This window comes from Microtetraspora sp. NBRC 16547, from assembly GCF_030268965.1.
Taxonomy (GTDB): Bacteria; Actinomycetota; Actinomycetes; order Streptosporangiales; family Streptosporangiaceae; genus Microtetraspora.
In genome coordinates this window covers 37,255-49,303 of the sequence record NZ_BSSE01000005.1, presented here as the reverse complement: position 1 = coordinate 49,303, position 12,049 = coordinate 37,255, and the positions used below count along the sequence as shown (strand labels likewise).

At 70.1% G+C, this 12,049-nt stretch carries 12 protein-coding genes and 1 pseudogene; 5 read left to right on the top strand and 8 right to left on the bottom strand.

Annotated features, from left to right (window positions below; genetic code table 11):
* Positions 1 to 77 precede the first annotated feature (77 nt).
* Positions 78 to 800: pseudogene (recO, locus tag QSK17_RS09645) on the top strand (DNA repair protein RecO); the annotation flags it as partial.
* Between the two features lie 175 nt (positions 801 to 975).
* Positions 976 to 1,746: an isoprenyl transferase gene (locus QSK17_RS09640; RefSeq protein ID WP_285704219.1), complete on the top strand. Its 771-nt coding sequence runs from the start codon at positions 976 to 978 to the stop codon at positions 1,744 to 1,746.
* A gap of 103 nt (positions 1,747 to 1,849) precedes the next feature.
* Here QSK17_RS09640 and QSK17_RS09635 read toward each other — a convergent pair whose 3' ends face one another.
* Positions 1,850 to 3,199 (bottom strand): serine hydrolase, encoded by a 1,350-nt coding sequence (locus QSK17_RS09635; RefSeq protein WP_285704217.1) that lies wholly within the window; start codon positions 3,197 to 3,199, stop codon positions 1,850 to 1,852.
* Between the two features lie 575 nt (positions 3,200 to 3,774).
* Here QSK17_RS09635 and QSK17_RS09630 point away from each other — a divergent pair.
* Positions 3,775 to 3,990: a hypothetical protein gene (locus QSK17_RS09630; RefSeq protein WP_285704216.1), complete on the top strand. Its 216-nt coding sequence runs from the start codon at positions 3,775 to 3,777 to the stop codon at positions 3,988 to 3,990.
* Positions 3,991 to 4,044: 54 nt separating this feature from the next.
* Here the strand turns inward: QSK17_RS09630 and QSK17_RS09625 are convergent, their stop codons facing one another.
* The 6 genes from QSK17_RS09625 to QSK17_RS09600 all read right to left on the bottom strand — a co-directional run bounded on the left by QSK17_RS09625 (position 4,045) and on the right by QSK17_RS09600 (position 8,305).
* The gene (locus QSK17_RS09625) at positions 4,045 to 4,593 is read right to left on the bottom strand and encodes a CGNR zinc finger domain-containing protein (protein ID WP_285704215.1); all 549 of its coding nucleotides are present in this window, start codon (positions 4,591 to 4,593) and stop codon (positions 4,045 to 4,047) included.
* Positions 4,594 to 4,676: 83 nt separating this feature from the next.
* Positions 4,677 to 5,066: a Fur family transcriptional regulator gene (locus QSK17_RS09620; RefSeq protein WP_285704214.1), complete on the bottom strand. Its 390-nt coding sequence runs from the start codon at positions 5,064 to 5,066 to the stop codon at positions 4,677 to 4,679.
* Positions 5,063 to 5,896 (bottom strand): metal ABC transporter permease, encoded by an 834-nt coding sequence (locus QSK17_RS09615; RefSeq protein WP_285704213.1) that lies wholly within the window; start codon positions 5,894 to 5,896, stop codon positions 5,063 to 5,065. The genes QSK17_RS09620 and QSK17_RS09615 overlap by 4 nt, the downstream gene beginning before the upstream one ends.
* Complete coding sequence (locus QSK17_RS09610; protein ID WP_285704212.1) at positions 5,893 to 6,747, bottom strand: metal ABC transporter ATP-binding protein; 855 nt, start codon at positions 6,745 to 6,747, stop codon at positions 5,893 to 5,895. The genes QSK17_RS09615 and QSK17_RS09610 overlap by 4 nt, the downstream gene beginning before the upstream one ends.
* Before the next feature lie 21 nt (positions 6,748 to 6,768).
* Positions 6,769 to 7,698: a metal ABC transporter substrate-binding protein gene (locus QSK17_RS09605; RefSeq protein ID WP_285704515.1), complete on the bottom strand. Its 930-nt coding sequence runs from the start codon at positions 7,696 to 7,698 to the stop codon at positions 6,769 to 6,771.
* A 106-nt stretch (positions 7,699 to 7,804) separates the two neighbouring features.
* Complete coding sequence (locus QSK17_RS09600; protein WP_285704211.1) at positions 7,805 to 8,305, bottom strand: DUF6703 family protein; 501 nt, start codon at positions 8,303 to 8,305, stop codon at positions 7,805 to 7,807.
* Positions 8,306 to 8,364: 59 nt separating this feature from the next.
* On the opposite strand from QSK17_RS09600, the gene QSK17_RS09595 reads away from it, so the two are divergent.
* Positions 8,365 to 8,676, top strand: a complete 312-nt coding sequence (locus tag QSK17_RS09595) for an antibiotic biosynthesis monooxygenase family protein (RefSeq protein ID WP_285704210.1) — start codon at positions 8,365 to 8,367, stop codon at positions 8,674 to 8,676.
* 149 nt (positions 8,677 to 8,825) lie between these two features.
* The gene (locus tag QSK17_RS09590; RefSeq protein ID WP_285704209.1) at positions 8,826 to 10,211 is read left to right on the top strand and encodes a glycine--tRNA ligase; all 1,386 of its coding nucleotides are present in this window, start codon (positions 8,826 to 8,828) and stop codon (positions 10,209 to 10,211) included.
* A 99-nt stretch (positions 10,212 to 10,310) separates the two neighbouring features.
* Here the strand turns inward: QSK17_RS09590 and QSK17_RS09585 are convergent, their stop codons facing one another.
* Positions 10,311 to 11,804 carry an alpha/beta hydrolase gene (locus QSK17_RS09585; protein ID WP_285704208.1) on the bottom strand — a complete coding sequence of 498 codons (1,494 nt, stop codon included), beginning with the start codon at positions 11,802 to 11,804 and terminating at the stop codon, positions 10,311 to 10,313.
* Between the last annotated feature and the right edge of the window lie 245 nt (positions 11,805 to 12,049).

Sequence of the window (12,049 nt, the reverse complement as noted above, 5' to 3'; positions counted from 1 at the left end):
CCGAGTCCGCATCCTTACCGAAATTTCACCGTTTGTGATCTCAGGGGGGAGTCAGCGGGAGGTCATACGATGGGCTGGTGAGTCTGTACCGGGACGAGGGCGTCGTGTTGCGCACCCAGAAACTGGGTGAGGCCGACCGCATCATCACGGTCCTCACCAAGCGCACCGGAAAGGTGCGCGGCGTGGCGAAGGGCGTGCGCAAGACCACCTCGCGGTTCGGCGCGCGGCTGGAGCCGTTCACCCACATCGATCTCCAGCTCCACGTCGGCCGGTCGCTCGACATGATCACCCAGGTCGAGACCATCCGGCCGTACGGCGAGGCGCTGGTCAGCGACTACCCGCGATACACCGCCGGGACCGCCATGCTGGAGACCGTCGACCGGCTGACCCTGGGGGAGAAGGAGCCGGCCCTGCGCCAGTTCCTGCTGCTGGTCGGGGGACTGCGCACCCTCGTCGAGGGCGAGCACGAGGCCCGGCTGGTGCTCGACGCGTTCTTCCTTCGCTCGCTCGCGGTGGCCGGATACGCCCCGGCCCTGTCCGAGTGCGCCCGTTGCGGGGCCGAGGCCGTACGCGCGTTCGCGATCGCCGCCGGCGGCGTCGTGTGCGGCGCCTGCCGGCCCACGGGCGCGACGGTGCCCGCGGCGGAGACGATCGCGCTGATGATCGCGTTGCTGCGCGGCGACTGGCCCCTGGCGGACGCCTCGGAGCCGCGGCACCGAACCGAGTGCAGCGGCCTCGTGGCGGCCTACCTCCAGTGGCATCTGGAGCACGGGATCCGCTCGCTGCGTCACGTCGAGCGCGAGCCGGCGCGGGAACCCGCCCGGGAATCCCCATGGGCGCCGTCGGGTGAGCCGGTGCGCGGGCCGGCATGGGAGCCGGCGCGTGGACCGGTGCGGGGGTTCGGCCCCGAACCCGCACAGGACCCGCACATTTTCCGCGCCTGAGGACCCTGCCGCACGCAATACGCTCGTGGTCATGGTTCGTCCTCCGACTCCGCATCCCTCGGGCGCGACTCCGCCCCCGATCCCGCGCGACCTCGTGCCGCGCCACGTCGCGATCGTCATGGACGGCAACGGCCGCTGGGCAAAGGCGCGCGGCCTGCCCAGGACCGAGGGCCACAAGATGGGCGAGGCGTCGCTCTTCGACGTCATCGAGGGCGCGATCGAGCTCGGCATCCCCTACCTGTCGGCGTACGCCTTCTCCACGGAGAACTGGAAGCGCTCGCCCGAGGAGGTGCGCTTCCTCATGGGCTTCAACCGTGACGTGATCCGCCGCCGCCGCGACCAGCTCCACGCGATGGGGGTGCGGGTCCGCTGGGCCGGCCGTCCCGGGCGGCTGTGGAAGAGCGTCATCACCGAGCTCCAGGACGCCGAGGAGATGACCAGGCACAACACGACGATGACGCTGCAGTTCTGCGTCAACTACGGCGGTCGCGCCGAGATCGTGGACGCGGCGGTCAAGCTTGCCCAGGACATCGCGTCCGGCCGGGTGAAGCCGGACAAGGTGTCGGAGAAGACCTTCGCCCGCTATCTCGACGAGCCCGAGATCCCGGACGTGGACCTGTTCGTCCGCTCCTCGGGCGAGCAGCGCACGTCCAACTTCCTCATCTGGCAGGCCGCGTACGCCGAGATGGTCTTCCTCAACCAGCTCTGGCCCGACTTCGACCGCCGTGACCTCTGGCAGGCCTGCGAGACGTACGCCAAGCGCGACAGAAGGTACGGCGGAGCCGTCCCCAACCGGGTCTGACCGGCCGGCCACGACCGCGATCGGGTCGCGCCGCTCCAGGCCGCCGTTGGTGGGCACACGGTGTCGGACGGCACCTCCAGGCCCTCCTCAGCCTGGCGGGCGTTCAGGACCCTTTGACCAGCGTGAACGCGCCACGGGTCAGCCCCAGCTGCTCCGAGATCGTCCGCCCGTCGTTGAACGAGGTGGTCGGATTGACCGCCAGGGTCGTCACCACGAACGACCGCCCGTCCGCCGTCCTGGCGAGATGGCCCAGGTCGCTCACCCCGGGCTCCGACCCGCCCTTGAACCAGACGGACGGCCACTGTGCCTTGTCCAGCGCGAGCCCCGCGTCGTTGATCGACAGGGCCTCGCCGACGCGCTTGTCGGTCAGCTTCGACAGCCGGGCGAAGGCCTGGCACACCTGGGCGGGGGAGGCGTACCATTCGATCGTGTCCAGCTCACGTGGTGCGGTCCACGCGGCGATGCGGGACAGCGGCACTTTGGCGACCACCCTGTCCAGGTACGTCCGTCGCCCGGCCGTTCCCAGTGACAGGTACTTCTTGGCGTGCCGCGGATAGTCGGCCCCCTTGAGCACGAACATCTCCCGCGTGGTGAGGAAGGGCGTGTCGCGCTTGTCACGGGCTCCCCAGGCCCGCGCCGTACGCTCGACGTTCTTGCGGCCAACCTTGTGGATGAGCAGGTCGGTGGCGGTGTTGTCACTGATGGAGATCATCAGCTTGGCGGCCTCCAGCACCGACACCTTGCTGTTGTCCGGGCGGTTCTGCAGCTCGCCCGACCCCAGGCTCTTCAGCTCCGGCGTGATCGTGAGCTGGGTGTCCCACCCGAACGCCCCGCTCGCGACGCGCTCGGCCACGGTCCCCAGCACGTAGAGCTTGAACATGGAGCCGAGCGGGCGCGCCGCGTCGGGGGCGACGGTGTGCACGGGACGGCAGGTTCCGTCCTTGGCCACCTCCGCGGCGATGAACCCCGCCTGCGGCGCGAGCCTGCTCAGCCGGTGGTCCAGCTCCGCCCAGTCTTTGGGCGCGGGGGCGATGTGCTGGCGGAGCAGCAGTCCGTTGAGGAGGCCGGCGCCGTCCGTCGAGAGTGACAGGTCGAACAGGGCGCCGGCCGCCTCGACCGTGGCGGTCAGCAGGGTGCTCTCCGACCTGGTGAGCTCCTGGAGCCGCATTCCCTTGAAAGCGGTCAGGGTCCGGTTGAGCTGGTCGGCGGGGACGCTCTGGAGGAACGCGGCGGCGAAGTGCTCCTTGAGCTCGCTCTCCGGGATCGGCGGGCGAGTGGCCGCGTCGAGCAGCCAGCGCAACTGCCTGCCCGCGGGCGTGTCGGGGATCTCGGGCGCGGCGACGACGGCGGTCGTGGCCTGTACGGGCGCGGTCTGGCCCACGCAGACCGCCGTCATCGTCACCGCCACGGCGGCCGCCGCCAGAAAACGGACGGGCTTCGACGAAGTGATCAAGACAAGGCTCCTTCTGATGGGGATGATGCCCCTTAGGCAATCGCGGCGAGCACGCGACGGGCCACCAAGGGAGCCGCCGTTCTGGCTGCTCCTGGTCTGCGTACTCTTCCTGGGGCTGAGCCTGACCGGCATGGGGCTGTCGATCGTGGGCGGGGTGCCGCTCTGGCTGGTCACCCCGCTCTTCTCCGTTACCGCTGTCTTCTACGGCTGGATCTTCGTCCCGCTGCTCTTCCCCGAAGGACGGCTGCCCTCGCGCCGCTGGCGCGCGTTCGCGTGGATCTCCGGTATCGCGATCGCCCTGCACACCGTAGGGCTCGTGCTGAGCGGCTACGCCGCGGGCCGGCCGCTGCGGGTCTCGGAGTCGACGCTCACCCTGTTCGCGGTCCTGTCGGCCGCCGTCGGCCAGTTCACCACGTGGATCATGGCGGCGATCGGGTTCTGCGGGCTCGTACTCCGCTGGCGGCGCAGCGTGCGGGTCGAGCGGCGGCAATACGCCTGGATGGTCGGGGGCGTGGCCGTGAGCCTGCTGGGAGGCGTCGCGCAGCTGGCGTTCTCTCGGCCGGGTGGCCGTGGCCGTGCGGACCGCGTTGGAGGCCAGATGGGCGGCCGTGACGCTGGCGGACGGCACCCGCGTGGTCGCCGGCAGGCAGGAGGGCCCGGCGACGCTGACGGTGCCGGTGCACGGAGGGCTCGGCCGGATCGAGTGCGGCCCCAGAGGCGTGGGCACGCTGACACGCGTGGACCGGCGGCTCCTGGCGGCGGTCCTTGCCTACCTGGGCCCCGAGCGGTAGATCAGCTGCATGAGACGGGGCGGCTACCTGCTGCAGCAGATCGCCCGGAGACAGTTAGGCGCGGCGGCGGGCGCGGTAGGCCGCGACGTGCATCCGGTTGCCGCATGTACGGCTGTCGCAGTAGACCCGGGAGCGGTTGCGGGACTCGTCCACGAACACGTGGGAGCAGTCGGGCGCGGCGCAGGTGCGCAGCCGCTCACGCTCGTCCTCGACCAGCACGTGGGCGAGCGCGACCCCGCAGTCGGCGGCCAGGTGCTCGGCGAGCGACGCCCCCGGGGCGAAGTAGTGGATGTGCAGCGAGAAACCGTCGTGTTCGGCGAGGCTCGGCGTTATGCGGGTACGGCCGAGCAGCGTGTTGAGCAGGGAGACGGCCGTGTCGCGTTCGCGGGCGGTGAAGACCTCGTGGAAGGCGTCGCGCAGCTCCCGCACCTGGGAAAGGTCGTCGGCGTCCAGATCCTCCACGCCGCTGATCACGTGCCGCCGCACGAACGCGCGCAGGTCCTCGACGCTCTCCAGGCCCTCACCGCCGCCCGCCGCGGGCGAGGTGTTGATCAGATCGACCACGGTGGCCAGCGAGTACACCATGTCATGGCTGAACGGCACGGCATCTCCCTACGTCGGCGGGGGCAGCGTACCTCGCGGAGAGCGCCCGGCGCGGGCCGAGCGGGCAGATCGGCATGAACCGGTCAGCGGCTCCCGGCGGCGGCCGCGCAGCCGGAGCAGGTGCCGAACACCTCGACGGTGTGGGTCACCTCGATGAAGCCGTGCTCGGCGCCGACGGCCTCGGCCCAGCGCTCGACGGCGGGCCCGTCCACCTCCACCGTGCGCCCGCAGCGGCGGCACACGAGATGGTGGTGGTGAATGTCGCTCTCGCAGGCCCGGTAGACCGACTCGCCCTCGTCGGTGCGCAGCATGTCCACCCGGCCATCGTCCGAGAGCGACTGGAGCGCTCGGTAGACGGTGGTCAGACCGATCTTGGCGCCGTCCGCCCGCATTTTCGTGAAGATGTCCTGGGCGCTCCGGAACCCCTCGCTCTGCCTGAGGATCGCGTGAACGGCGTCGCTGCTCTTGCTCATGGTGTGGACTCCCAGGTACGGCTTCGCCGTACGAATCTACCTATCCCGAGGGACAGTACAAAGCCGGCGAGCGCGATCAACACGATCGCCGATCCCGGAGGCACGTCGATGTAGAACGCCGAGGTCAGGCCGCCGACCGTGGCGACCACGCCGAGTGCCGTGGCGAGGACCATGGTGCCGCGGAAGCTGCGCATGATCTGCTGGCTGGTCGCCACGGGGACGACCATCAGGGCGCTCACCAGGAGCAGCCCCACCACGCGCATCGCGATGACGACCGTGAGGGCCGCGGTCACCGCGATCAGCAGGCTGAGGAAGCGCACCGGAAGCCCGCTCGCCCGGGCGACCTCTTCGTCCTGGCAGAGTACGAACAGCTCCCGTCCGAAGATCGCGACGACGGCGAGCACGGCCGCGGCCAGGATGCCGATCACCCACACGTCCTCGACGGCCACGGTCGAGATCGAGCCGAACAGGTAGGACGTCAGCGTGGAGTTGCTCTTGCCCGGCGACAGGGAGATGAGGAGCACGCCGCCCGCGATCCCGCCGTAGAACAGCAGGGCCAGGGCCACGTCGCCGCTGGTCCGGCCGCGGGCCCGCACCAGCTCGATGGCGATGGCGCCCAGCGTGGCCACGATGACGGCGGTCAGCACGGGAGAGGTGCCGGTCAGGAACCCCAGCGCGACGCCGGTCAGCGCGACGTGCCCGACGCCGTCGCCCAGCAGCGCGAGGCGGCGCTGGACGATGAACGTGCCGACGACGGGGGCGGCGAGGCCGACGAACACCGCCGCGATCAGTCCCAGGACCATGAAGTCGTACGTGAAGATGCCGCTCATGCCTCGCCTGCCGCACTGGCCTCGCCGACCGAGGACCGGGATCCGATGACGTCCGGCCAGCCGCTCAGCGGGCCGGTGTGCGTGTGGGCGTGGGGGTGGACGTGCTCGTGCCCGGACGCGCCGACGCCGTGCCCGACGCCGTGCCCGACGCCGTGCCCGACCCCGGCCTCGGTGGCGGCCGGAGGCACGCCGTCGTACGCGACACGACCCTCGCGGAGGACGATCGCGCGGGTGATCAGAGGTTCGAGCGGGCCGAGTTCGTGTGCGACCAGGATCACCGTCTTGCCGCGTTCCCTCAGCTCGGCGAGGGTGCCGGCGAGGAGGCGCTGGCTCGCGGCGTCGACGCCGGCCGTCGGCTCGTCCATCACGAAGGCGTCCGGCTCGCCGGCCAGCGCGCGGGCGATGAGCACCCGCTGCTGTTGACCTCCGGAGAGTGCCTGCACGGGGTCGGCGGCCCGGTCGGCGAGCCCCACGGCGTCGAGGGCGGCGGCGACGGCCTGCCGGTCGGCCGCGCTGGTCCGCCGGAAGCGGCTCTGCCGGGCGATCCGGCCGGACGAGACCACCTCGCGGACCGTGGCGGGCACCCCGCCGCCGACGGACAGCCGCTGCGGCACGTATCCGATCCGCTTCCAGTCGCGGAACCTCGCGGGCGGCCTGCCGTACAGCATGACGGAGCCGCCCGCCAGCGGGACGAGCCCGAGAAGGGCGCGGACGAGCGTGGACTTGCCGGAGCCGTTGGCGCCCAGCACGACGACGAACTCCCCGTCCTCGACGGACAGGTCGACGCCGCGCAGGATGGGCCGGCCGTCGAGGGCGACCTCGCCGCCGGTCATCGTGAACGCGGCAGACATGGCGCGATCACCCTTCCAGGATCAGGAGCACCCAAGCGCGGTCCTCAGCGTTTCGAGATTGCGGCGTGCCTCGGAGAGGTAGTCTCCGTCGCCGGGCGCGCTCTCGATCGGATTGAGCACGGCCGTTTTGGCGCCGACCTCCTTGGCGAGGATCTCGGCCACCTTCGGGCTGACGAGCTCCTCGGTGAAAATGGTAGTCACATTCTTCTGCCTGGCGATATCGGCCACCTCGGCGAGGCGCGTGGGCGAGGGCTCGGTCTCCGGGTCGATGCCGCTGACGGAGATCTGTTCGAGGCCGTACCGGTCGGCCAGGTAGCCGAAGGCGGAGTGGCTGGTCACGATCGCGCGACCGGCGCACGTCGTCAGGCCCTTGCGGTACTCGCCGTCCAGGGCGGTCAGCGCGGACGCCGTCGTGGCGGCGCGCTGCTTGTACGCGGCGGCATGGGCGGGGTCGACCCCGGCCAGCCGTTCGCCGAGCTGCGTTGCGACGGTGGCGAAGCGGCTCGGGTCGAGCCAGACGTGCGGGTCGTAGGTGGGGTCGGCGTGGTCGGCGTGCCCCTGCTCCCCGTGGCCCTCGTCATCCCCCGTCGCGGGGATGGTGGACACCGCGGCGGCGGCGTCGAACGCCTTGCCGGACGCGTGCCCGTCCACCGCCTCGTCCAGGGCCGGCTGGACGCCCTTGATGTAGACGACGAGGGACGAGTCCTTGATGTCGGCCACCTGGCGCGCGGTCAGCTCCAGGTCGTGCGGCTCGGTGCCCGGCTTGGTGAGGCCGGTGACGGAGACGTCCGCCCCGCCCACCTGCTGTGAGATCCACTGGAGGGGATAGAAGGCGGCCATCACGGCGGGCTTGCCGTCGCCGGTGGCGGCATTGCCCGCGCCGCAGGCGGCGGTGGCGGTCGTGGCGATCAGCAGGGTGCCGGCGAGGCCGAGGGAGCGCATACGGGACATCACGCCACAAGTATCCGGCAAAATGAAAACCATTGTCAAAACCGACATGGTGCGCTGAACCAGGGTGGACCGAATCAGAACAGGTCTAATCAGAGAACAGGTCTGATCAGAACAGTCCGAAGCGGCTGGCCGCCAGCAGGACGAGGAACGTGACCAACGCCACCCGGAGGAGGCGCCCGCCGGCGCGCAGAGACGGCCAGGACATGTAGGCCAGCCACAGCACGAACGCCAGCACGGGCAGCACGGCGAGCCCGCCCCGCCAGTCGGCGACCACCACGCCGGTCAGCATCAGTACGACCAAGACGATCGGGATCACCCAGCGCGGGAGCTGGAAGAGGAACACCAGCGCGGTCGCGCTCCTGGTCTCCACCGCCCGCCGCAGCCCCGTCGCGCCCGGCGTGAAGAACTGCTCGCCCGGCGGGAGCGGGCGCTTCGCCGCCCTGCCCGCCGCGGGCCGTGCCGAACTCCATGCCGAACTCCGTGCCGAGCCGCGTGCCGGGTTGTGCGCCGGGTTCCCGGCCGGCTTCCTGGCCAGGGGATGCGCCGGAACCCTCGGCCCGCCAGACCCCTTGCTGGACCCCTTGCCGGGCCCTGTGTCACCTGCCACATGCCGAGCCTAGTGCCGGCGCACCCGCTCATGTCCTGAGGCGTGGCATGCTGGGCCGCATGCTGGCTCTGATCCGCTATTCGGTGCCCGCCGCGCAGGCGGACGACTTCACCGCGCAGGCCCGGGACATCCTCGACGTTCTCGCCGCCCAGCCCGGATATGTGCGCGGGCAGATCGGCAGGTCGGTCGACGAGCCGGACCTGTGGGCCCTGGTCAGCGAGTGGGAGGGCGCCGGGTTCTACCGCCGGGCGCTGGGCGCGGCCCGGATGGCGATGTACCCGCTGATGACTTTGATGATCAACGAGCCGAGCGCGTTCGAGCCGATCGACGACGCGCGGGCGGACTCGGCGCGCCTACTGGACCAAGCCTGAGCAAGTGACGCCGGGATTCCCCTAAGCTTGGAGGAGATCGAGCAGATAGCGGGCGAGACGCCGCCCGAGACAGCGGGAGGCCCGTTGGGCGGCCCCGCGCGTGTGCGCACGATCCCAACCCGACACCCAGCCGGATGGAGTTCTCACCAATGGCACGTCGCACCGACGTCATGGAAACGATCGTCAGCCTCTCCAAGCGCCGCGGGCTCGTCTACCCGTCGAGCGAGATCTACGGAGGCCTGCGGGCGTCGTGGGACTACGGCCCCCTCGGTGTCGAGCTGAAGAACAACGTCAAGCGCGAGTGGTGGAAGGCCGTGGTGCAGGGCCGCGACGACGTCGTCGGCCTCGACTCCTGCGTCATCCTCGCGCCCGAGGTGTGGCAGGCCAGCGGCCACGTCGAGACCTTCACCGACCCGCTGACCGAGTGCCAGTCCTGCCACAAGCGTTACCGCGCCGACCACCTCCTGGAGGCGTACGAGGAGAAGCACGGCAAGGCGCCCGCGGGCGGCCTCGCGGACATCACCTGCCCCAACTGCGGCAACAAGGGCGCGTTCACCGAGCCCCGGCAGTTCAGCGGCCTGCTGAAGACGTTCCTCGGTCCGGTGGAGGACGAGTCCGGCCTGGCCTATCTCCGCCCCGAGACCGCGCAGGGCATCTTCATCAACTACCTCAACGTGCAGCAGTCGGCACGCAGGAAGATCCCGTTCGGCATCGGCCAGATCGGCAAGTCGTTCCGCAACGAGATCACGCCGGGCAACTTCATCTTCCGCACCCGCGAGTTCGAGCAGATGGAGATGGAGTTCTTCGTCAAGCCGGGCACCGACGAGGAGTGGCACCAGTACTGGATCGACGAGCGCCTGCGCTGGTACGTCGACCTCGGCATCAACAAGGACAACATCCGGCTCTACGAGCACCCGAAAGAGAAGCTGTCCCACTACTCCAAGCGCACGGTGGACATCGAGTACCGCTTCAACTTCACCGGCTCTGAGTGGGGCGAGCTGGAGGGCATCGCCAACCGCACCGACTTCGACCTCACCGCGCACGGTAAGGCGTCCGGCACCGACCTGTCGTTCTTCGAGCAGGAGTCCGGCGAGCGCTACGTGCCGTACGTCATCGAGCCCGCGGCCGGTGTGGACCGGGCGACGCTGACCTTCCTGCTCGACGCCTACACGGTCGACGAGGCGCCCAACGCCAAGGGCGTCATGGAGGAGCGCACGGTCATGCGCCTCGACCACCGGCTGGCCCCGGTGAAGGTCGCGGTGCTGCCGCTGTCCCGCAACGCCGACCTGTCGCCGAAGGCCCGCGACCTCGCGGCGCAGCTCCGCCGCCGCTGGAACGTCGACTTCGACGACGCGGGTGCGATCGGCCGCCGTTACCGCCGCCAGGACGAGATCGGCACGCCGTTCGCGATCACCGTGGACTTCGACACCCTTGAGGACAACGCGGTGACCATCCGGGAGCGCGACACCATGGAGCAGCAGCGCGTCTCGCTCGACCAGGTCGAGTCCTACCTCCGCACGCACCTCAACGACTGAGCGGCGATCAGCCGCACACGGAAAGCACCCGCCGGCCCGGCCGGCGGGTGCTTTCCCGTTACTGTGCCGCCGACGCTTCCGCTGCCGTCGGCCCCGGGGTCAGCCGCAGACCAGACCCTTGGGCGGGACCTTGCCGTTCAGCAGGTAGGAGTTGACCGCGTTGTCCACGCACCGGTTGTTCTGGCCGTAGGCTCCGTGCCCCTCGCCCTTCAGCGTGACCAGCACGGCGCTGCGCAGCTGCTCGGTCAGTCTCGGCGCCCACTGGAACGGCGTGGCGGGGTCGTGGGTCACGCCGACGACCACGATCGGGTTGGCCCCGGAGGCGTCGATGTGCCTGTTGGTGTCCTCGCCCGGGACGGGCCACACGCTGCAGATGCCCGAGCTCGCCACGGTGATGGCGAAGATCGGTGACTCCTTCTTGAGGTCGTGGGCCACCCGCTCGGCCTCCTCGATGCTCGGCCGGGCGGTGGTGTCCGCGCACAGGATGGCGGGCAGCGACATCTGCAGGGTCGAGTACGACCCGTCCGGCCGGCGCCCGCCGTACTGGTCGGCGAGGGCCAGCAGGCCGCTCGTGTCGCCCTTCATGGCCTGGTGCAGCGCCTCGGTGAGCAGCGGCCAGGCCATCTTGCTGTAGAGCGCCTGGGCGACGGCGGTCCTGGCGACGGTCGCGGTGACCGTGCGCCCGCCGGACTGCGCGGGGTGGGCCTCCAGGCTGTCGATGAGCTTGAGCACGGCGGCGTTCGCCGACGCGGTGGTCTTGCCGATCGGGCAGCCCTTCGGCTGTCCCACGCAGGCGTTGAGGTAGTTTCCGTACGCCTTCTGGAAGCCCCTGACCTGGGTGGTGGCCGTCTCCAGCATGCCCACCGACGGGTCGAGGGCGGAGTCGAGCACCATGCGTCCCGTCTGCTTGGGGTACTGCGTCGCGTAGAGGGCGCCCAGGTGCGTGCCGTAGGAGAAGCCCAGATAGTTGAGATGCTCGTCGCCGAGCGCGGCGCGCATCGTCTCCAGGTCGCGGGCCGCGTTGAGGGTGCCGACGTACGGCAGGATCGGCCCGGCGTTCTGCTCGCAGGCCTTCGCGAACCCCTTGAGCAGGTGGGTCTCCTCCGTGGTGTCCGCACTGGGCTCGCTGGCGAGGTACCGCTCCAGCTCGGCGCTGTCCATGCACCTGATGCCGCTGCTGCGGTCCACGCCGCGCGGGTCGAAGCTGACCAGGTCGTAGCGCTTGTTCAGGGTGGCGAAGGCGAACGCGGCGTCCAGCAGCGTGGACACGCCCGAGCCGCCCGGCCCGCCGAAGTTGAAGACCAGCGAGCCGATCCGGTTCTGCTTGTCGGTGGCCGGGTGCCGGACGAGGGCGATCCCGATCGTCTGGCCCTCCGGGTGTGAGTAGTCGAGCGGCACCTTCAGCGTCGCGCACTGGAAGCCCGCCGACGCGGGAACCCCCTCGCACGCCCCCCAGGTCAGGGACTGCGGTGACTGGATGATGGAGACGCCGTCCATATGAGTGGGCGTGATCTGGGCCCGGCCCGGGCCGCAGCCCGTCGCGGCGAGTGCCACGATCCCCGAGATGGCGATATGCCAGAACTTTGGTGACATGCGAACACCCTCCGCTGCAGATCATGTTCGGAGGGTTGAGGTAATCCTAGGCGTCGCCGCTTCGGTGTTCGCGTTACTTGATCGCCGTGTCCTGCCGCGAAAGCCGTATGACATCGGAAAGCGTAATGGTCTACACCAATTAACGCGAGATGAATGATCTCCAATGTCGCGCCGAATTGGTTTATACCACTCCTTGCCGATCTGAGAAAATCGATCATTTTTAATCGGACGTAGAGTGGATTAGA

Coding starts and splice junctions, on each gene's coding strand:
- QSK17_RS09640 (WP_285704219.1), top strand. CDS start 976: ATGGTTCGTCCTCCGACTCCGCATCCCTCGGGCGCGACTCCGCCCCCG.
- QSK17_RS09620 (WP_285704214.1), bottom strand. CDS start 5,066: ATGAGCAAGAGCAGCGACGCCGTTCACGCGATCCTCAGGCAGAGCGAG.
- QSK17_RS09615 (WP_285704213.1), bottom strand. CDS start 5,896: ATGAGCGGCATCTTCACGTACGACTTCATGGTCCTGGGACTGATCGCG.
- QSK17_RS09610 (WP_285704212.1), bottom strand. CDS start 6,747: ATGTCTGCCGCGTTCACGATGACCGGCGGCGAGGTCGCCCTCGACGGC.
- QSK17_RS09605 (WP_285704515.1), bottom strand. CDS start 7,698: ATGTCCCGTATGCGCTCCCTCGGCCTCGCCGGCACCCTGCTGATCGCC.
- QSK17_RS09595 (WP_285704210.1), top strand. CDS start 8,365: ATGCTGGCTCTGATCCGCTATTCGGTGCCCGCCGCGCAGGCGGACGAC.
- QSK17_RS09590 (WP_285704209.1), top strand. CDS start 8,826: ATGGCACGTCGCACCGACGTCATGGAAACGATCGTCAGCCTCTCCAAG.
- QSK17_RS09585 (WP_285704208.1), bottom strand. CDS start 11,804: ATGTCACCAAAGTTCTGGCATATCGCCATCTCGGGGATCGTGGCACTC.